Source organism: Metallosphaera javensis (ex Hofmann et al. 2022), assembly GCF_022064045.1.
Lineage (GTDB): Archaea > Thermoproteota > Thermoprotei_A > Sulfolobales > Sulfolobaceae > Metallosphaera > Metallosphaera javensis.
On record NZ_JAKNCW010000001.1, the window covers coordinates 15,445 to 34,076 of the forward strand.

Sequence of the window (18,632 nt, forward strand, 5' to 3'; positions counted from 1 at the left end):
ACCTAAACAATCAGGGTAGCTAGGCTAGCCACCTTGGGCCACCTTTCAGCGGCTTCCCTCGCAACGGGACCCCTAATCTCCGTTCCCTTTGCCGTACCGTCTGGATTAACAATCACCACAGCGTTATCATCAAAGGAGATCCAAGTACCGTCTGGCCTTCTGAAGGGCATTCTTTGCCTAATTACCACAGCCTTAAACTTTTGCTTCCTGACATCTGGAGTTCCCTTCCTTACGGACACCATTACTAGGTCGCCCACATTGGCGTAGGGAACCCTCCTCAAAGCTCCCCTGTATCCGAACACACTAATGATCATGGCCTCTTTGGCTCCACTGTTATCTGATACGTTCACCATGGTGTAGTTCTGAACAGCAGGAGTTAACCCCTTTCTGGATCCTAATACCTGCATCTTTTCTGGCATTCACCTTCACCTCTTACCTAAAACCACGAAAGAAACGGACTTGGATAGGGGTCTTGTTTCCCCTATTATAACTCTATCCCCCTCCTTAACGTCAAGGCAACTGGGAACTCTAGCATGTATCCTGCTGGTTCTCCTTTCATACCTCTTGTATTTATGATCGTAGAACAGATAGGTTCTCTCCACTACACCCATCTTGGGTGCCCTGTTCTTCACAAGGATACCCTCTATTAAGGTACCCCTCACCCTTAAACTCCCATGGAATGGGCAATCCTCGTCCTCGCACTCCCTGCTAGGGGGAGTGACACCTGGAATGCCCACGTTTTTTGTTTTTACTTGAGACATGAAATCACCTCAACCTCTTTATCGGCTTACCTATCAAGGCGTCGCCACATATACTTAATCGACGTCTTTTAAAATCTATCTCATAAATTCCATTGGGTTTGTACACAGAAATGGTTGAATCTCCTGTATCGACTACAAGTGTTTTCTCAGTTTCTAGAATTATTACCCCTTCCCTACCTACCAAGGATGGGTCGGAGTGAGTAACTATTCTCACTCTCTTCCCAATTAGATCATATTCTAAAAACTTATTTTTTCTCATTTCTCTTTTTTTCAGAGAGAATAGTATAAATACGTGCTATATCCTTTCTAATATTCTTTATAGAGGATGTATTCTTAAGAGTCCCCATTCTTGCCTCTGCTTTTCTCTTAAGGAGATCAGATTTGAGCTCCTCAAGGCGTTTCTTTAATTCCTCTTCTCCCAAATTCCTAAGCTCATTGACTCTCTTGGTCATTTCCCCCTTCACCTCTTTGTTGTTCCTCCGGTTTAACGTTCTGGGTCTCATCTATTATTCTCACATTAGTAACTCTGATTTCGCCAGTTTCCCCAGTCGCACCTGCCTCAGAGGGCTGTTTGAGAGATATCTTATCTATGGTTCTCAATGGCTTAGTTATAACAACCTCGACACCGTATATTCCCATCTTAAGCGTAGCTATTGCTATTGCCCTGTCAACCATTACATCAAGATTGTTACCGGTCTTGTACACTATCCCTTCTTTCAGCTTTTCGAACTTTGCTCTCTCTGATGTAATCTTTCCGCTAACGATAACCTCAGCACCTAGGGCTCCAGCACTCATGATCTTCCTTATTGTTATGAAGGCAGCTCTCCTGAAATGATATCCCTTCTCGAGAGTTACGGCTAACCTGAAGGCCATGACCCTAGCGTTTAACTCAGGTTTCTCAGGCTGAGTAACTGTAATTTGCGGGTTTTCCAGGTTAAAGTACTTCTCTAATATCTGGGCTAACCTCTTTATGGTCTTTCCGTCCTTACCTATAATGATAGCTGGCCTGCCCGCATAGATCGTTACTCTAGTTCCCATTGGAGTTTTACTAATTTCTGAACCCGCGTATTCCGCATTATAATACTCCTTTGCCAGAAATTCGTCTACCATTACTCTTGTCATGGATTTTTGCAGAAAGTATTTCTTTATATCAACCAAAATTCACACCTCACCAACTATAACCTCAATATGCGAGGTCCTATTGTATTTCTTTGTCGCCCTTCCGAAGGCTCTTGGTAGAAACCTCTTTATAATTATGCCCTTGTGGGCTGCTATATGAACTATTTTCAATTTATCCTCATCTAGTCCCTTCCCCTGCGCATTGGCCATCGCATTTTCAAGGGCTTTAATCACGTACTTTATGGCCTTCTTGGGATATCTTCCGCTCTTAACCTTCCACTTCTTTGAGATATTTGATTTGTGGGAAGCTCCGTGGCTATATCTCCAGTATGGTAGGGCCTCCTTCTCCTCTATTACCCTTTGAAGAAAAGCCTGAGCCTCCTTAACGTTCATCCCCCTGATAGCCTTGCAAACGTTGTAGAGATCTTTTATGGAAACTGGTGCATTCCTTACCACAGCTTTACCTGTTCTACTATCATCAAGGGACAGAATTGGATAGTTCCACGACGCCATGTTATCACCCTTTCATTGCCATAAAGAGGCTGGATCTTGTAGCCTTTAGACCCGGCTCTCCATGTTCTACCTTCTGGATTGGAATAGAGAACTCACCAAGGTAATGTCCTATCATCTCTGGGACCACCTGGAATTCAACGAATTGCTTTCCGTTATATACCGCAAACTTCAAGCCTACCATCTCGGGAAGAATCACCAAGCTTCTCACGTGAGTCTTTATGGCCTTGTCTGTCTTCGAATCCCTCCTGGTTTTTCTGATCTTCTCAATCAAGGACCTCTCCGCAGGAGTGAAGCCCTTTTTCAAGGACCTCCTCTGCCTAGCAGGTAGCAGCTTAATGAAATCATCCATTGGCATATTCAGTAGTTCCTCCAAAGACCTACCCCTATACCTAAACTTCTTCCACTCAGCAGGAATCTCCACTGACATCTAGAGATCATCCCCTCCAGCATTATTTAAGTTCACTTTCTATCCCTCCTACCTGTCCTGCGTGCAGCTATATGTCCAACCTTTCTACCGGGTGGTGTGTTCCTAGCCACGGTACTCGATCTGCTCACGCTTTGATGTAGACCTCCTCCATGCGGATGAGACACGACGTTCATGGCAACACCCCTGACATCCGGCCACTTGGTAGCCTTGACCTTATATTTCCAGTAATTATTGCCAGCCTTGAGCAGAGGCTTTTCTGAAACACCTCCACCAGCAACTATCCCTACAGTAACTAACGCATTTTCATCGATTTCCTTTATCTTCCCTGAAGGCATTCTTAAAATGACCTTGCCCTCTGACTTACCAACAACAATGGCATAGGATCCAGCCGTTCTGGCATACCTTCCTCCATCCCCTCTATGAAGCTCTGCATTGGATACATAGGCGCCCTCAGGAAGATCCTTGGCAGGGACTATGTTCCCCATGGATGCTGGAGAACCCTCCCCAACCTCTATCTTCTGACCTGCAATTAATCCCTGAACTGCTGGTATGAAGAACTGAACTCCATTGTCCAACTTTACCTTTGCCACGGGCTGAGTCATCCCAGGATTGTGTAGAATGTCGACAACCTTAGCAATATGATGACCCGATATGCTTGGATACCTTACCTTACCTACCCTAAGCCATCCAGGATTTCTAAAATTAATGTTTCCTCTTCCTGCCCTCTGTTGTAAGAGTTTCTTACCCATTCAGATCACCTAAAGAATCCCAAGCTTTTGGGCAATTTCAGACGCCTTATATTCTGGCGCCAGCTTTACATATGCCTTTTTCTCGCCCCTAGGAGTAATGACCGTATTAACCTTCTCCACCTTCACTCCAAACGCCTTCTCCACTTCCCTCTTTATGGTTGATTTGTTATCCTCCCTATCCACTATTAGAACTAAAGTATTGTTGGACTCCAAGAGTCTAACGGACTTCTCTGTGGAAATACTTTCCTTGATCATTTCACCAGCCCCTTAAATCTATCCTGCAGAACCTTTAGAGCTGACTCGGTATAAATTACTAATCTGCCTGGATGACCTCCTGGCGCCAAATGGATTACGCTGACATCCTTGGCTGACACGACATCCACACCCGGCAAATTGAGCGCAGCCTCCACTACAGGCAGTTTTGCGTCGTGAACTACGAGTAATGGTCCAACAGTACGCTTATACCTCCTTCCTCTCATCTTTCCTTTTCCCGCCCTTATCCTCTTATAAGAGGCTCTCTCCAGTTCCTCTTCAAGTCCTAACTTAACCAAAATCTCCTGGAGTTCGCTTGTCTTCTTAACTCCTCCTAGTTCATCAACAATGACAAGGGGCAGATCGCCATTGAACCTGTGCCCCCTTTCCGTAACAATCTGCTTCACTGTCGTAGATGCCAAAGCGCTCAAGACAGCCAACCTCTTTTCCTTTTCGTTTATCTCTTCCTTTATCCTCTCCCTAGTAGATGGAGGGAAAGCAGCTCTTCCACCTACTGTATTGGGAGCTAGAGCACCCTCACCTGCTCCCCTGATACGTGGTACCCTAGCCAAACCCAAGTTTATACCAAAGCTCTTCGCTGTGGTTCTCTTGCCAGCCATTGGATCCCTTCCTTTGGGCTGGAGACCCTGTGTGAAGGAGGAATGAAAAGCCCTCCTTATGAGATCCTTCCTCACCGGATAACTGAAAATTGAAGGTAATTGAATATCCTTTACTTTATTTCCTGATAGATCTAATACTTTTGCGGTTTTTTCTAAAAGAATTGTGTACATTTATTTCACCCCTGCTTACTATTCACATCCACGTAAGTAACTTTGGGAACTGGAAGTTGAGTGGAGTAAGGCCTAATGGGATACCTCAGGAAGAGTGGTCTCTTAATGGAACCAATAGTTGATCCTTCAACTAGGAGATACGTGTTCTTTACAAGTCCATACCTCACAAAGCCACCCTTGGGATTGATCAGCTTTGTATCATCTGATATTTTTAGGATTCTCTTGTTATATTCTGTTCTCCTGTGGAATCCCATTTGACCTGGTTGCGGAACATAGCTTGGAGTTCCTAAAGATGGACCCTTAGTTCCCACCTTTCTACTCCCCTTTCTATGCTTATGCCATCTGGGTAACTCCTGTACTCCGTACCTTTTAATCACGCCCTGAAACCCATGGCCCTTGGTTACTCCTATTATATCCATTAACTGGCCCTCCTTAAACACATCCTTCACTGAAAGTGTGTTACCGAGAAGCTTCAAGCCGTACTCCAGCTGGCTCTTAGGATTTCCACCGCCTATCTGAACCTCAACCAGATCGGGAGTTTTCTTGCTAAGGGCCGGGATAAGATGCGGTTGGGTTGAGATGAGAAGCCTAAAGTAACTGATGTTATCCATGCTGGATTCAATTTTCTTCAACTGTTGCTCTGTTTTCTCCTTCTGTACCTTCAGACCCTTTACTCTCCTTGTGACGAATTTAGTAAAGTCTCCCAGATCTCCCCAAACTTCACCTATGACCGAGTGCTCTCCCTTACTGTCCAAACCATACGCCCTCAAAGCTAAAACGTAAACTGGGGGAGTCTCCAGGATTGTAACGGGAACGTAAATCTCCTTCCCGAACATGGACGAGGACCTATCTTCATCTATCATGAAGATGTGGGTCATGCCCACCTTATACCCCACAAACCCTAGTGCAACGGGATTGGGTAAGTTCAATTCGGGATAAGATCTTGGAGATGGTAAAAGCTCCTCCGATCTTTTTCTAGGCCTTAATCCGGCCGATCCTCTCCTTGGCGAGGATAACTTTCTATGTCCCATCCTATACCCCTTCTCCTATCACATCAGATCGAAGACCAATAATAAATTTGATGTCCAATAGTCTCATAGACGCGGGATGGTCCTATCTTCAAGGTACCTGATAAAAATGCCCACGAAGAGGAAAGTTCAGAAACCTCCTTCCTTTTTCACTCTATGTTAAGATAGAATTTAGTATGGCCAAGCTCCCTATCAGAGCTTCCTTAGACCTAACATCAGAGACCCCTTGCTTATGTATAAAATTAAAAGCAGGAATATCTCCAAATAACGACATTATACCACCGACCGGTGGTCCAACCAGCAGGGTTAGCCCTCGCCTTTGATACATGGATTTTAGATCTCCAATATGCTCCAAGGGATCATGACCGGATCTGCTGGCCAAGATAACGTTGTTCATTTTACCTATATCGCCCTCCGGGATAACCTCAAGTGAAGGTCCTTCATAGAACGGGGAAAAATAACCTATGGTTCTACATTCCTTTGAATCGACTACCAGAACGATCCCATCTTCTCCCTTACAACCTTCTAAACCAGTATTACCCTTCTCCACTACCCTTATCTCTCCCTCCACGGGTACGCTGGACACGGCGTGGTAGGGCGTGTTAACAGGTTGAAGTAAACCCACTTTACTTAGATCCGAATCCATCTTCAGGTTCCTCTTCAGGTAGGGAGGCTTCATGGAGTAGATCATCAGTTTCCTTATCTTCGTCAAGATAGAATCATTGCCACGTCTAACTAGGTAAAGCTTTGTAACCCTGAATTCGACCATCGCCCTTATTACGTCAGAGACCTCTAAGGTGAAAACTGTAAAATTATTTTTCAGAGTAAACATTTCAGGATAGATTATTACATTTAGCGGATGAGCCCTTGGGAAGGGGAACATTTACTAAACCTTTCTTATGCCTATGATATACTCTTCTCCCTCTATGTCCCACGTACTTATCTGATCTCCCCCTTGCTGTCCTATAACTATTTCCTTAGATCTAGTCTCAGAGGAGATGTAATCCCTGTACTTTTCCAGTAACTGAACTCGGTCTTGAGGTGGAACTATATTGACAATGATGTAGTCAGTTACATTCAAGTTCATCAATTTTCTCATATACTGTATTCTTCTTATCACATCTCTCACTATCCCCTCTTCCTCTTCCTTCCCCCCAATCTCCTTGGGTATAAGGACAACTCCGAGCTCAAAGGAACCGCTAGCGTACTCAGGTTTCACCTCCTCAGTAATTCGCAGGTGTGATGTGGTAAGTTTCACCTCAGTATCGTCAATGAAGACAGTGTGGAAACCCTTTTCAAGTATATCCCTGGCTATTACATCCTTATTGTTCTCCACGTATTGGACAATCTTGGGAGATAATCTCTTGTACTCCTTTCCTATCGCTCCCTTGTCAGGATATATATTCAGCTCACTAAACTCGTAAAACTTGGCCATATCGTATAACTTCAGTTCCTTGGAGTTGAGTAACGTCTTTAGCAGTTCCTTGTTTTCCTCCAGTTTACCCTTCAGTTTACCATCCTTTAGGAAGATGTGAGCAGTTGAGACTGGCCATCTGAGTTTTATATTGGCCTTTGCCCTAGCGTTCAGACTAGCCTCCGTTATTATTTTCATTAACTCCACAGAGGCCTCAAGCTCGTTATCGATCAGCTCTCTCCTCACATCCCCGAGGGTCTCCATGGAAACAGACAGTTTCTTGTCATTTACCACAAAGTTCTGATAAACTTTCTCGGCAAAATATGGAATTACTGCTGAGGCCATTATCAACCATTCGCGCAATATATGATACAGTATGGTGTAGAGAGCCTGTTTATCCTTATTCAATCCTTCCTCCCAGGCTCTCTTCCTTGCCAACCTCAGATAGAACCTGCTGACATCCTCTATCATAAATCTCATTAACTCATTGGCCAGTTCGTGGACCTTGTAATCCTTCATTGCCTCATGAACTCTCGATCGCATATTGTAAAATCTTGAGACTATCCACCTGTCCTCCACTCTAGCTTGTTCCAGTGCCTCATCTAAGCTCATCTCCCTGGGGTTAAAGTTGTCTAAGTTCATATACATTGAGGTGAAGAGGAATACATTCCATGCTATCTGAAGATCCCTCTGTGACAATTCAAGGTTCTTCTCTGAGAACTTAACGTCCTCCCATGTGGTATTCTTTAACAACATGAGCCTCAATACATCCCTTCCATACTTCTCTATCACTACAGATGGTTCCACATAGTTGCCTAGACTCTTATGCATCTCCCTTCCCTGCTCGTCCAACATGAAGCCGTGAACCAGTACTGCCTCGTAAGGAGCCCTATCATCCAGTATCACTCCGGACCTGAGGAGACTGAAGAACCAGCCCCTGAGCTGATCATGACCCTCAAGCACCAAATCCACTGGACCCAGTTCCCTCCACTTATTCACCCAGTCACTGCCCAAGCTGGAAAAGAAAGCTACACCGCTGTCAAACCAGACATCTGCCACGTCCGGAACTCTTTTGGCATTGGCTCCACATTTCTCGCAACGAATTACTACGTTATCTATCCAAGGCTTATGTAAGTCCTTGGGAACTTCGTTTAGGGCTACCTTCTTTAGTTCCTCTACGCTCCCAACAACATTCACATGGCCTTTTTCGCATACCCAAATGGGAAGTGGATTACCCCAGAACCTTTGCCTGCTTATTACCCAGTCCCTGAGCTCCGCAACCATGTTACCTATTCTAGTTCTCCCCCAGGAGGGTATCCAGTTCACCCTCTCTATCTCAGACTGCAATTTGCTCTTCAGTTTGGTAACCTTGATGAACCACTGATCTATTGCCCTTAATATCAGGGGAGATTTGCATCTCCAGCAAATTGGATAACGATGAACTATCTTGCCTGCAAAGAGAAGTGCCCCTCTATCCCTCAGATCCTGGATGATGGTGCTGGCAGACTCCCTTACATTCATACCGGAGTATTTACCGGCCATTTCAGTGAAATGTCCCCTGTCGTTTACAAGCATGACCACTGGCATTCCATTCGCCTTACCCACTTCGAAGTCCACATCACCGTGGCCTGGCGCAGAATGAACTAAACCTGTACCATCCTCTAAGGTTACCTTATCTCCTCCGTCAACTACCACGTGATACTGATCGATACTTTGCTGTGCGGGAACCAGATCCCGCAAAGGATGCTCATAGCGAAGTCCAAGAATCTCTTCTCCCTTGAAGGTCCTCAATACCTTGAACTTCTGGACCTTCGCTTCCTTCATTACGGCCTCCACTCTTTGCTCAGCGATTATGTAGACCTCATTGTTAACCTCTACCTCAGCATAATTGTAATCCTTGTTTATCATAACGAAAACGTTAGAGGGTAGAGTCCATGGGGTCGTAGTCCAGATGACCAAAAACTTGTTCTGAGTGCCCGAGATCCTGAACTTAACGTATATGGAGGGATCCTCTATGTCCTTATACTCTGATACTTCGTAGTCAGACAACGTAGTCTCACATCTGGGGCACCAATGCAAAACCTGAACGTCCTTGGCCAGTAGCCCCTTCTCATGAGCTCTCTTTATCACGGCCCAAGAATTACTAATAAACGTTGAATCAAGGGTAAGATATGGGTTTTCCCAGTCCATAAATACGCCAACATTCTTGAAGTTCTCCGACATTGACTTCAGGTTAGTAAGGGCGAAGTCCCTGCAGAGCTGGACGAATTTTTCAACGCCTACTTTATCATAAATGTCCCTCTTCTGGGTGATGTTCAGCTTCTTTTCCACAGCTACTTCTATGGGTAAACCGTGAGTATCATAGCCGGGCTGATCATGAACCCTGTAACCCTCGAGCCTTTTGTACCTCAGAATTGAGTCCTTGATTACCTTGTTCCATATGGTGCCTATGTGGGGAACGGGAGCAGATGGATAAGGCGGCCCATCTATGAAAAGGAATTTCTTGGTAAACTTTCCGTTATATTCCTTCAGAGTCCTGTAAACGTTTTTCTCGGTCCAAAAATCTGAAACCTCCTTTTCTATCTTCAAAGGTTCAAATTTTGATTGAAGGGGCTTCACTGAAGATAAGTCTGACACGAAAGGGATTTCAATGTATGAATTTAAAAACACTATGTTATCTTGGAATATATTTCGTCTACTATATCATTTAACTTAGCACTTCCACCCACGTCTGGCGTGAGTCTTTTGCCATCGCTGTACACCCGATAAATTGAGTTGGTAAGGGATTGGGAGGCCTGCAAGTATCTCTGGTCTTTACTAACCTGATACATACGTTCCAGCATCATGCTGACTGAAAGTAAGAAGGCGGTTGGGTTTACAATACCCTTTCCTGCTATATCAAACGCGGCTCCATGGACGGGTTCGAAGAGTGACTTCTTGTCTCCCACGTTGGCTGATGGAGCTAATCCCAGGCTGCCAGCTATCTGAGAGGCTTCATCGCTCAATATGTCCCCATACATGTTCGTGGTAACTATAACATCAAACATGTTAGGATCCTTCACTAGATTGGCTGCAGCTGCATCCACATACATCTCGTTATATTCTACCTTACCCTTCAGCACAGAACGGCATGACCTTGCGAACAAACCATCCGTAATCCTCATAACGTTGGCCTTATGAACGCAGGTCACCCTATTTCTTCTCCTCTTTGCGTATTCCAGTGCAACGTTAGCTATTCTTACAGATGCTGAGGCTGATATCACCTTAAGTCCTACTGCTACACCCTCTGAGACTTCATGCTCAAATCCCTTATACAGGTCCTCAGTATTCTCCCTTACAATCAAAACATCCACATTCCCATATCTGTTGGGAACACCCGGAAGCGACTTTGCTGGCCTTATATTGGCATACATGTCATACATTTGCCTTAATCTAACCACTACATCCATAGCTGACTCCCCCACAGGTCCCTTCAGTATCATATCTGAGGACTCTATCACCTTAAGCGTCTCCTTCGGTAATGCCTCACCGTACTTGGCCTGAGCGGAGTCTCCGGCCTCAACTTCAATAAATTCTATAGGCAAAGAGTAAATTTCTACTAATTTCGCCAGTATCTTTTTACTGGCAAAAAATATTTCAGGTCCTACTCCATCCCCTGGGATCACTGAAACCTTGAACATGGGATGGCTTACCTAATCGAGCTTATATCCTTTTGACCTAACCACGTCCAAGATCTCCTCGAGATATTTCTCCAGATAGGGGCTTGTTCTTTTAATCACACCTATTTCATACCTGATAATTTCAAGTAGTTTGTCTCTTTCTTGGGGCAGAATATCTAATCTTGTAAGGTGAACCAGAAGATCCACGAATAGGCTGTCTCCCCTAGAAAAGGGTCTTTCTTTGCACTCTCCCTTAAACTCCAGAGGACGCAACGAATATTCGCTAGGATTTCCTAGAACCTGTATATCGCACTTTGCAATAATTACGCAAGAAACGTTCAACACAGGGAGACCGTACATGAATGAGGTGGGTTTCAATTTACCATTCAGACCCTCGTAGAAGAGAACCGGATCCTGGGTTATCAGAATGGAGCAATAGGGATGCACGGTAATGTTCCTTGAGGTAACGGATCCCCCGTATAACCTGAGCCTGTAATCTTGGAAGTGTCTCAGCCCCACCGGGGAAATATTATCAGAAACGCCAGCAGTACCTAGTAATACTTCATATATTCCAGGTCGCCCAAAAACTTGATTTAAGCTGTCCATGTAAACTATCGAATAAGTTACCAAGGTTAGGCTAATGAGCATTGAGCATGGTCTAGCGGGAGACAAAAATGAAGGGAGAAGGGTTGAGAAACTGAGAGAGATACTGGAGGATGTGAGCGATGAAGTGAAAGTATACAGAGAGAGGATATTGACATGGGAGGTTAACCATTCCCTAGTGATCATAAACGGTGAAAGGATTGAACATCAGGTACTACCCTACTCGCCGACCTCCTATATCAGGGGACATATAGTGGAGAATCCCAGAGAGTGCGGGAAAGGTACAGTCCTTGTGAACGGAGATGAGTCCCAGTCTAGCGTGTATTATAATCTCGTTCTAGCAAAGAGGTTTGGTTGTCAAGGTGTGCTATTAACCAAAATCCGCACAGTCTCAGTGTCTCCTCCCTATCTACAGGATGGGGCCTCCGAGCCTCCGTTACCCCTTATCCTATTGAGGAATGCCAACCCTAAAAGAGGAAATCTGGTGGAGATAAATCTTGAGGCAAAGGCGAGAATCGGGCATGCATACTCGATCCATGCTATAAAGAATGGAAAAGAACAATCCAAGAAGATCCTCCTCGTCTCTAACCACGATACATGGCTCAGCGGAAGTAATGCATGGATGACCTCTGCCAAAATTTTCAGAGAACTGAAGAACAACCCTGATCAATGGGAATACCTCTGCATGTCGGGGATAGAGTCCGGGGCGCCGGGATTTTCCTCCCTATACTGGGGCTATGTAGCTAGGCAACTGGGAAAGAGGTTTATTGATAGGCATCTAGCGGTGGAGCTCAGCGATACGCTGGGATTGAGTCTCTCCCCTGGAATGAAACACCCGTCTATGGAGGGGAAACTAATTAGCCCAGCCTCCATATCCTTTGAGCTATTGAGGGCTGGTATTCCATCAGCCAATCTGGGTATACGACAAGTCTTCCCTTCATCCCAGCCTGTGGACTTGATAAAGATGATAAGCGCTCTCTCGTCGAGTTTCCAATTTTCTCTGGAAAAATTGATTAATGATCTTGTAGGTGACTATTCTCTACTATCCGCGGAGATTAAGGCCCTGCTGACCAATCTTCGCGGAGAGGCAAAGGAGGCTAAATATCTACTTAGGTACCTGGGAAGATATATGGGATTACCAGGAGAAATGGAATACGCCCTATTTCATAAGATTGTAGCCATAAGGAAGTCTCCCAGGTATGAATTCATGTTCGTTGAGGGAAATCCTGCGCTAACAATTGAAAGAGCGAACAATGAGTTCCTCAGAGGTTATAGATCAGAACTTGATAAAGAAGTCACGGACGCATATCTAAGTCAGTTATATGAGGATTTACAGGAACTCCTCTAGCTCCTTTAGACTTGAAACCACGAAATCGGCGTACAGCTCCGGATACTTCACAGACGAGTCCCGATCTATGAGTATACTCTTGAGGCCAGCCTTTTTGGCAGCTAAGCAATCCTTAACTGGATCATCCCCAACCATTACGCATTCATTTCCCTTGGCTTTAAGTTCCTCACAGGCTAGGATGAATGGTTGAACACTGGGTTTAGGCCTAACGTTATTTTCCCCACCTATAACTATTACATCGAACTTATCTATGAAGGGGAACTTAGCTATCCTGGACTTCTTATCCCCGCCCTCACCATCACTGTTGGTAACGAGGCCAATTTTGTAGCCCTTCTGTTTGAGGTAAATTAATATGTCCAATGCGTCTTCAAAGGGAAGAGTCTCCCCGGCTATGGACCAATAGAGACTGGTCCACTCAAATAATTGCTCCTTCTCAATATCACTTATTCCAATCTGTTTTAAAACCTCAATCCACCACACGTTTCTGTCATACACTCCTTCGGAATCAAGCTTCTCTGAAATGTGGAGAAGTTTCTGTTCAAGTAGTTCCGGGGAAATAAGAGTTTGTCCGTTATCCTTAAGGAAATTATAAATATCTGAGGAAACGGCCTGAATGGCCTTCCTAAAAACAGGTTTAGAATTGACTAGGGTGTTGTCATAATCAAAGAGAATTGCCTTAGAGCCCGCGAAAGGGTTGAATTCTTCCATCTCAATTCACGACAGGAAGTCCTCAACCTTGGGTAATTCCTTGGGCAATCCCTTTCTCTCCCTGATCTTAAGGATTACGTCTGTGAGGATGCTGTCTGGCACAGGTGCCCATTTGCTGAACTCAGTCCCCCAGAACGCTCTACCACCTGTGGAGCCTCTGAGATCACTGGCCAATTCATAGGACTCTGACACAGGAATCTCTGCCAAAATCCTAGCAACGCTTCCTGACTGCGTCATGTTAAGCACTTTGCCCCTCTTCCTACTCAAGACTGCAGTAACGTTACCGACGAACTCCATGGGGACCCTGATATCCAGCTTCTGGAGCGGTTCCAAGAGGGTTGGTTTAGACATAAGCATGGCAGCAAATATGGCGTTTCTCACAGCTGGGTATATCTGTGCAGGTCCTCTGTGTGCAGGATCCTCGTGTATCGTGGCGTCATGAAGGACAACCTTTACTCCCCTGATGGGTTCGTGGGCTAGAGGTCCCTCCCTCATTGCCAGCCTATAACCCTGAAGCATTGTATCCATTATCTCTCTCAGGTGCTGAACACCGCTTGTGGCATCTATGAGAACATTAACGTTCTCGTCAATCGCTATTATTTTCTTGGCTTCGTCGTAATCCCAGTCAGCCTGATCTCTGAGAATCTTTGCCATTTCCTTAGAGTCCATGTCCTCCTTGATGGTACCATTAGAAATTAGCTCGATTGTTTTATCATTAAGGGGTTCCACGCTAATGTAGAATTTGTTATGCTTGTTGGGAGATTTGCCCTCAAAGACTTGACTCTTGTTTCTTACACTCTCCCTGTATACCACGATTGGCGGTGTTGTAACGACATCCACTCCATAATTGTCTTTCAATAACTGTAAAGATACCTCCACATGGAGGAATCCCATTCCTGATAAGAGATACTCTCCTGTCTCCTCGTTTATCTTAACCACAAGGTTGGGATCCTCAATGCTCAACTTCCTCAGCGCATCTATCATCTTGGTCAAATCTTTGGGGTTCTTGGGCTCCACGGCTATGGTTACAACTGGCTCAGACACGTAATGGAGCTTCTCGAAGCTTCCCTGAAGATCCTTATACCTTATATCAATGAGAGTCTCACCAGATCTGGCCCTCTCTAGGCCTAGTACTGCCGCAATGTTTCCTGCTGGAATCTCATCTGCGAGTTCCCTGAATTGACCCATGTAAATGCTAACCTGTAGAACCTTCTGGGGAGCCTTTGCGTTAACCAGCCAAACCTCGCTACCTGGCCTTATGGTACCAGAGAACACTCTACCAGTTGCGACTAGACCAGCATGCGGATCAACCTTCATATCTGTGATCATCATTACTACAGGACCATTTGGATCTGCATTGAGCATGGATTTTGCTAACTCGTTGTCTAGATCGCCCTTCCATATCTTAGGAATTCTATATTTCTGGGCATCTACCGGGTTTGGTACGAACTTGATGACTGCGTCCAGAAGTGCCTCATTTATAGGAACCTGGGACGCCAATTCGTTAATCTTGGCCTTGTCGGTGGTTGAGTAAGCATCAATCACATGCTTCATGTTAATGCCCTTTTTCTGGGCCATTGGTATGCTAAATCCCCATCTGTCCTTGGCAGAACCAAAGACCACGTTACCTAAGGTTGGATTAATGGCCCACTTCTCCTTTAGTTCAGGTTCGGCATATATGTTAATGAGGTTGTTCACCTCCTTAATGATATCCATCAGCTTTTGCATCATCTCCTGAGGACCTAACTTCAACTCCTTAACTAGCCTATCCACCTTATTAACGAACAGAATTGGCCTAACCCTCTCTTCTAGACTCTGTCTCAGGACAGTTTCTGTCTGAGTCATCACTCCTTCAACTGAGTCCACCACAACAATAGATCCATCCAATACCCTAAGGCTCCTAGTTACCCTTCCGCTGAAATCCACGTGTCCTGGGGTATCAATCAGGTTAATTACGTAACCTTTACCTTCAACCTCGTGATAGAGGCTTACGTTCGCCGCCTTAACAGTTATTCCCCTTTGTTGTTCCACGGATAGATAATCTAGAGCTAGAGCCTCTCCAGCCACCTTAGGTGAAATTATACCCGAGGCGGCCAGTAGCTGATCGCTGGTAGTGGTCTTACCGTGATCCACGTGGGCGATAATTCCGATATTCCTTACCCTAGTTCTATCCTTCATCAGGCTCAAAACTTGTTCTGATGTCTTGTATTTGGGCAAGATATCTCACCTAGTATCGTAAACATGTAGTACTATAACTAGAGGTATTAAAGTGTGATTATAGGAAAGTTATCATTCGTTTTTACCACATCGGTTCATTTCCTGAATGTAAAACCGTCACAGCTATTAGTAATATCATTCTTGACCTGAAATGCGCAACCTGTTGTCCGTATTATTCCTCAACAAAATCTGTTAGAGACGCCGATTTCTTTTCCGAATTATCAGAAAACTTCGTGTTAAATATTTTATACAGAAGTTCGGCTTTTTTCCTGCTCTTCATCACTCTCTCCAAGTCCGCTATGCTAGAATTACATATGTTTCTTATGGTAGAAAATTCAGTTAACAGCCTTAGTGCTATCTTTCCACCCACGTTGGGCAGAGATTGAACAAGGTAAAGTTGCATCTCATCTAAACTTTCAAATTTTGGCTTATCATGAAGAACTATAGGCTTCTCTACCCTCATCTCTTGATACCTTTTTGCTAAGGTAACCAGAATCTCTGCTGACTCCCTTTTATCCACGGAGTACAGAATATTGACGCCATAATCTACGGTGGCAGAAACTAGGGCCGAATTGAAAAGCTTCCATTTAGTGGTGATAGCCTTGGCTCCTTCTAGATCTCCCTCGATGAGGATGAACACCCTGGAATAGACGTCTTTAAGTCTTTTCAATTGATCAAAGAATCTCTTATCAAAAACCGAGTTCATGAGATCAAATACGTTCTTTCTTTCCACCGCTACGCCATCAGCTACAATGTAATCTCCCACCGTTAATTGCTGTAAAAAGACTAAAGCCCCGAGATCACGTAACAGATCCGGAATTCCAGACTGCTTCTCCCTACTATCGGCGTAAATTCTTAACATAACAATATTCTTCGGTCCACTAAACTAAAAATATTAAGCCTTTGGAGGAGAAGTTCCGGGTGTGCCCTGGGGATAATATTTCTGAATGAGCTCGTTGACCTTCTTCTGCAGATCCTCAAACTGTTTTCTGAGAAGCCCCTCTTGCTTCTGATACGTCCTGCTCTTAAGCTCCAATAACTCCTTCCTCTCGTTGAGTTCGTTTTGAACATTAGTCCTATCCTGCTTAATTAGAAGGTTACCAACGATCTTGTATACAGGTGAGTCTTGGGGTATATTTGCAAGTTCCTTCAGAACCTCGTTAACTTCTCTTAGCTCACCCTCAATAACGCTCTTCTCATAAGTCAATCTCTCTAACTGGCTTTGTAACTGTTGTAATTTTAAAAGTTGGGTTTGAAGTTCAGGGGGAATTCTTTCTGCCATCTCATTCTACCTCATTTAGAGTACTCAACACACTGTAGATCCAGAATATATAAGAATTCATTATAGCCCTACACCTAGACACACTATCACACCTTATAATAATCGAATCGTCGCTCATGGAAACGTATTCCCTATCCACGTCCTCTATAATTAAGGCATTTTTTATTAAGTCTTTGAGTTCCGGATCCAGTGAATCCAATGTAATATTGATAACAATCATTCTGCTAGCCCCATGAAAAGTATCTCCCTGTTCATGGAATCAACGAATCTCACATTACAGCCGTTATCGAATTTTACCTCAGCGTGAACTGTGCACTCGCGAGTTCTTGTAGCTCCTAGGTCGATCAAAAGGGAGTTCACCTTGGTGCACCCATACTCAGTTTCCCTTATACATAATATGCGCCTAGTATTATATAACGAAATCTTTTCGTAGTCGCTTCTAAGCCTCAAACTTTGTATCAAAAAATGGTAGAGTCTTTCTCCAGATATCACATCATAAACCTCTAGAGAGCTGGGATTACCCTTGAAAACATTAACAAGAAGGAGTAACTCTCCTCCCAATACCCTTGCTATTCTAAAGACTTCCTCTAGGTTTCTTTTTCCCCTGTTCACCTTCACAGAAAAGGGAAAAATGTATTCCAAATAGTTTAAAAAACTCCTTGTTCTGCTAGACGTATCCCTTGAGCTACTGATCACAATCCTAACTCGGTGTATAGGCCTGACCAGCCCACTTGCTGCCACACTTCTTGCAACTCCAAACTCCTGACGCAATCCTGTAGACCTTTCCTGTGGTCTTACAAACTGGACAGGTGTGATCTGCATATCTCTTCTCCATTATTTCGCTCCACTTCTTCCTCAGCGAGGAACCGTATCTTGCACCAAACCTGCCAGCTATCCTTGAAGTCCTCTTGGATGGCATTACGACTCACCTTTCCCAATTCCTATGAGATTTTTAAGCTCTTCTAGTAGCTTCTGACTTGTAGCTGACGCCATGCTCTCAGCAATCTCTACCTCCTGTTGACTGAAACTCCCTTCTCCTGACTTCTGAATGCCCACTATATTACCGCTGGGTATATAGGAAAATGATATTTTGGCGTCCATTATGCCTTCCTCCTCCAGGTCAGGATCCACCACAAGGAACTTACCTATCTTGGCCACGGAAACAGTAACAACTGGGTACTTGATAGGAAGTGGAGTTGTTTTTTCCTCTTTTTGTATAATTATTGTATCGTTTTCCCTTACTACCCTAGGAAGTTTGGCATCATAAAGTGCGGCGACAGCGGCAATGGTACATGCGTCCAGAGCGTTTCCCCCGTAATCCAAAACCGAAATGTCTACCCACACAGTCCAGACCTTTTTGCCTGGCTCTATAACTAGCCCTGTTAGGTCAACAGATTTAGAGTCTCTTAGGCTCCTGTCCACAACTCTAGATAACTCAATGGCATTCTCATCTGGAGGCCCTGGTTCAAAGGTCTCATAGGCCAAGGGAAGCAACTCAGCATTGACCACAAGGTTACCCTGATTGGGTGTATCGGGATATGGCTCATCCTCCTCTATCTTTACTCCAGCCAGAACGGTGGTGTCTCCGAGCTTAACTAGAGCCGAGCCATCTGCCTTCTTGGCGTAACCTAAAGTAATGGATAAGGGCCTATAATCGGTGAATTTCCTTCCATCGCTTCTGGTTCCTCTCTCCAGGAGAGCGATTATGCTTTCCTTCTTTATCAAAGGAATTACGTTTTCGTTGGTTGGCGTCATGGACAT

At 44.6% G+C, this 18,632-nt stretch carries 23 protein-coding genes; 1 reads left to right on the forward strand and 22 read right to left on the reverse strand.

Annotated features, from left to right (window positions below):
* Positions 1–2: 2 nt before the first annotated feature.
* The 15 genes from L3N51_RS00155 to L3N51_RS00225 all read right to left on the reverse strand — a co-directional run bounded on the left by L3N51_RS00155 (position 3) and on the right by L3N51_RS00225 (position 11,361).
* Positions 3–419 (reverse strand): 50S ribosomal protein L14, encoded by a 417-nt coding sequence (locus tag L3N51_RS00155; protein ID WP_238024604.1) that lies wholly within the window; start codon positions 417–419, stop codon positions 3–5.
* Positions 420–425: 6 nt separating this feature from the next.
* Positions 426–761, reverse strand: a complete 336-nt coding sequence (locus L3N51_RS00160) for a 30S ribosomal protein S17 (protein ID WP_238024605.1) — start codon at positions 759–761, stop codon at positions 426–428.
* Positions 762–765: 4 nt separating this feature from the next.
* Positions 766–1,020, reverse strand: coding sequence for a ribonuclease P protein component 1 (locus L3N51_RS00165; protein ID WP_238024606.1), 255 nt, complete (start codon positions 1,018–1,020; stop codon positions 766–768).
* Positions 1,007–1,213 carry a 50S ribosomal protein L29 gene (gene rpmC, locus L3N51_RS00170; RefSeq protein ID WP_238024607.1) on the reverse strand — a complete coding sequence of 69 codons (207 nt, stop codon included), beginning with the start codon at positions 1,211–1,213 and terminating at the stop codon, positions 1,007–1,009. The genes L3N51_RS00165 and rpmC overlap by 14 nt, the downstream gene beginning before the upstream one ends.
* Entirely contained in the window at positions 1,194–1,919 is a 726-nt protein-coding gene (locus tag L3N51_RS00175) for a 30S ribosomal protein S3 (RefSeq protein WP_238024608.1), read from the reverse strand. Before L3N51_RS00175 ends, rpmC begins: the two co-directional genes overlap by 20 nt.
* 3 nt (positions 1,920–1,922) lie before the next feature.
* A complete protein-coding gene (locus L3N51_RS00180) occupies positions 1,923–2,393 on the reverse strand; it encodes a 50S ribosomal protein L22 (RefSeq protein ID WP_238024609.1) in 471 nt (156 codons plus the stop codon).
* Between the two features lie 4 nt (positions 2,394–2,397).
* Positions 2,398–2,820 (reverse strand): 30S ribosomal protein S19, encoded by a 423-nt coding sequence (locus L3N51_RS00185; RefSeq protein ID WP_238024610.1) that lies wholly within the window; start codon positions 2,818–2,820, stop codon positions 2,398–2,400.
* Between the two features lie 32 nt (positions 2,821–2,852).
* Positions 2,853–3,569: a 50S ribosomal protein L2 gene (locus L3N51_RS00190; RefSeq protein ID WP_238024611.1), complete on the reverse strand. Its 717-nt coding sequence runs from the start codon at positions 3,567–3,569 to the stop codon at positions 2,853–2,855.
* A gap of 9 nt (positions 3,570–3,578) precedes the next feature.
* Positions 3,579–3,824 (reverse strand): 50S ribosomal protein L23, encoded by a 246-nt coding sequence (locus tag L3N51_RS00195; RefSeq protein WP_238024612.1) that lies wholly within the window; start codon positions 3,822–3,824, stop codon positions 3,579–3,581.
* Positions 3,821–4,612, reverse strand: a complete 792-nt coding sequence (gene rpl4p / locus L3N51_RS00200) for a 50S ribosomal protein L4 (protein WP_238024613.1) — start codon at positions 4,610–4,612, stop codon at positions 3,821–3,823. Before rpl4p ends, L3N51_RS00195 begins: the two co-directional genes overlap by 4 nt.
* A 5-nt stretch (positions 4,613–4,617) precedes the next feature.
* Positions 4,618–5,643 (reverse strand): 50S ribosomal protein L3, encoded by a 1,026-nt coding sequence (locus L3N51_RS00205; RefSeq protein ID WP_238024614.1) that lies wholly within the window; start codon positions 5,641–5,643, stop codon positions 4,618–4,620.
* A 151-nt stretch (positions 5,644–5,794) separates the two neighbouring features.
* Positions 5,795–6,523, reverse strand: a complete 729-nt coding sequence (locus tag L3N51_RS00210; RefSeq protein WP_238024615.1) for a hypothetical protein — start codon at positions 6,521–6,523, stop codon at positions 5,795–5,797.
* Between the two features lie 3 nt (positions 6,524–6,526).
* Complete coding sequence (ileS, locus tag L3N51_RS00215) at positions 6,527–9,673, reverse strand: isoleucine--tRNA ligase (RefSeq protein ID WP_238024880.1); 3,147 nt, start codon at positions 9,671–9,673, stop codon at positions 6,527–6,529.
* Positions 9,674–9,723: 50 nt separating this feature from the next.
* On the reverse strand, positions 9,724–10,734 hold the full coding sequence (locus L3N51_RS00220; RefSeq protein WP_238024616.1) for an isocitrate/isopropylmalate family dehydrogenase: 1,011 nt from the start codon (positions 10,732–10,734) through the stop codon (positions 9,724–9,726).
* A 12-nt stretch (positions 10,735–10,746) separates the two neighbouring features.
* A complete protein-coding gene (locus L3N51_RS00225; RefSeq protein WP_238024617.1) occupies positions 10,747–11,361 on the reverse strand; it encodes a DUF447 domain-containing protein in 615 nt (204 codons plus the stop codon).
* Between L3N51_RS00225 and L3N51_RS00230 the strand changes: the two genes are divergently transcribed.
* Entirely contained in the window at positions 11,354–12,664 is a 1,311-nt protein-coding gene (locus L3N51_RS00230; RefSeq protein WP_238024618.1) for a hypothetical protein, read from the forward strand. The two genes, L3N51_RS00225 and L3N51_RS00230, sit on opposite strands and share 8 nt — an antisense overlap.
* Here L3N51_RS00230 and L3N51_RS00235 read toward each other — a convergent pair.
* The 7 genes from L3N51_RS00235 to rrp42 form a co-directional block, all read right to left on the reverse strand.
* Positions 12,647–13,372 carry an HAD family hydrolase gene (locus L3N51_RS00235; protein ID WP_238024619.1) on the reverse strand — a complete coding sequence of 242 codons (726 nt, stop codon included), beginning with the start codon at positions 13,370–13,372 and terminating at the stop codon, positions 12,647–12,649. The genes L3N51_RS00230 and L3N51_RS00235 overlap by 18 nt on opposite strands.
* 6 nt (positions 13,373–13,378) lie before the next feature.
* Positions 13,379–15,589, reverse strand: coding sequence for an elongation factor EF-2 (locus L3N51_RS00240; protein ID WP_238024620.1), 2,211 nt, complete (start codon positions 15,587–15,589; stop codon positions 13,379–13,381).
* Between the two features lie 172 nt (positions 15,590–15,761).
* Entirely contained in the window at positions 15,762–16,451 is a 690-nt protein-coding gene (xpf, locus tag L3N51_RS00245; protein WP_238024621.1) for a 3'-flap repair endonuclease Xpf, read from the reverse strand.
* A 33-nt stretch (positions 16,452–16,484) separates the two neighbouring features.
* On the reverse strand, positions 16,485–16,871 hold the full coding sequence (locus tag L3N51_RS00250) for a prefoldin subunit beta (RefSeq protein WP_238024622.1): 387 nt from the start codon (positions 16,869–16,871) through the stop codon (positions 16,485–16,487).
* A 216-nt stretch (positions 16,872–17,087) separates the two neighbouring features.
* Positions 17,088–17,513: a hypothetical protein gene (locus L3N51_RS00255; RefSeq protein WP_238024623.1), complete on the reverse strand. Its 426-nt coding sequence runs from the start codon at positions 17,511–17,513 to the stop codon at positions 17,088–17,090.
* Positions 17,514–17,571: 58 nt separating this feature from the next.
* Positions 17,572–17,790 (reverse strand): 50S ribosomal protein L37ae, encoded by a 219-nt coding sequence (locus L3N51_RS00260; RefSeq protein ID WP_238024624.1) that lies wholly within the window; start codon positions 17,788–17,790, stop codon positions 17,572–17,574.
* Positions 17,790–18,632 carry an exosome complex protein Rrp42 gene (rrp42, locus tag L3N51_RS00265; RefSeq protein ID WP_238024625.1) on the reverse strand — a complete coding sequence of 281 codons (843 nt, stop codon included), beginning with the start codon at positions 18,630–18,632 and terminating at the stop codon, positions 17,790–17,792. Before rrp42 ends, L3N51_RS00260 begins: the two co-directional genes overlap by 1 nt.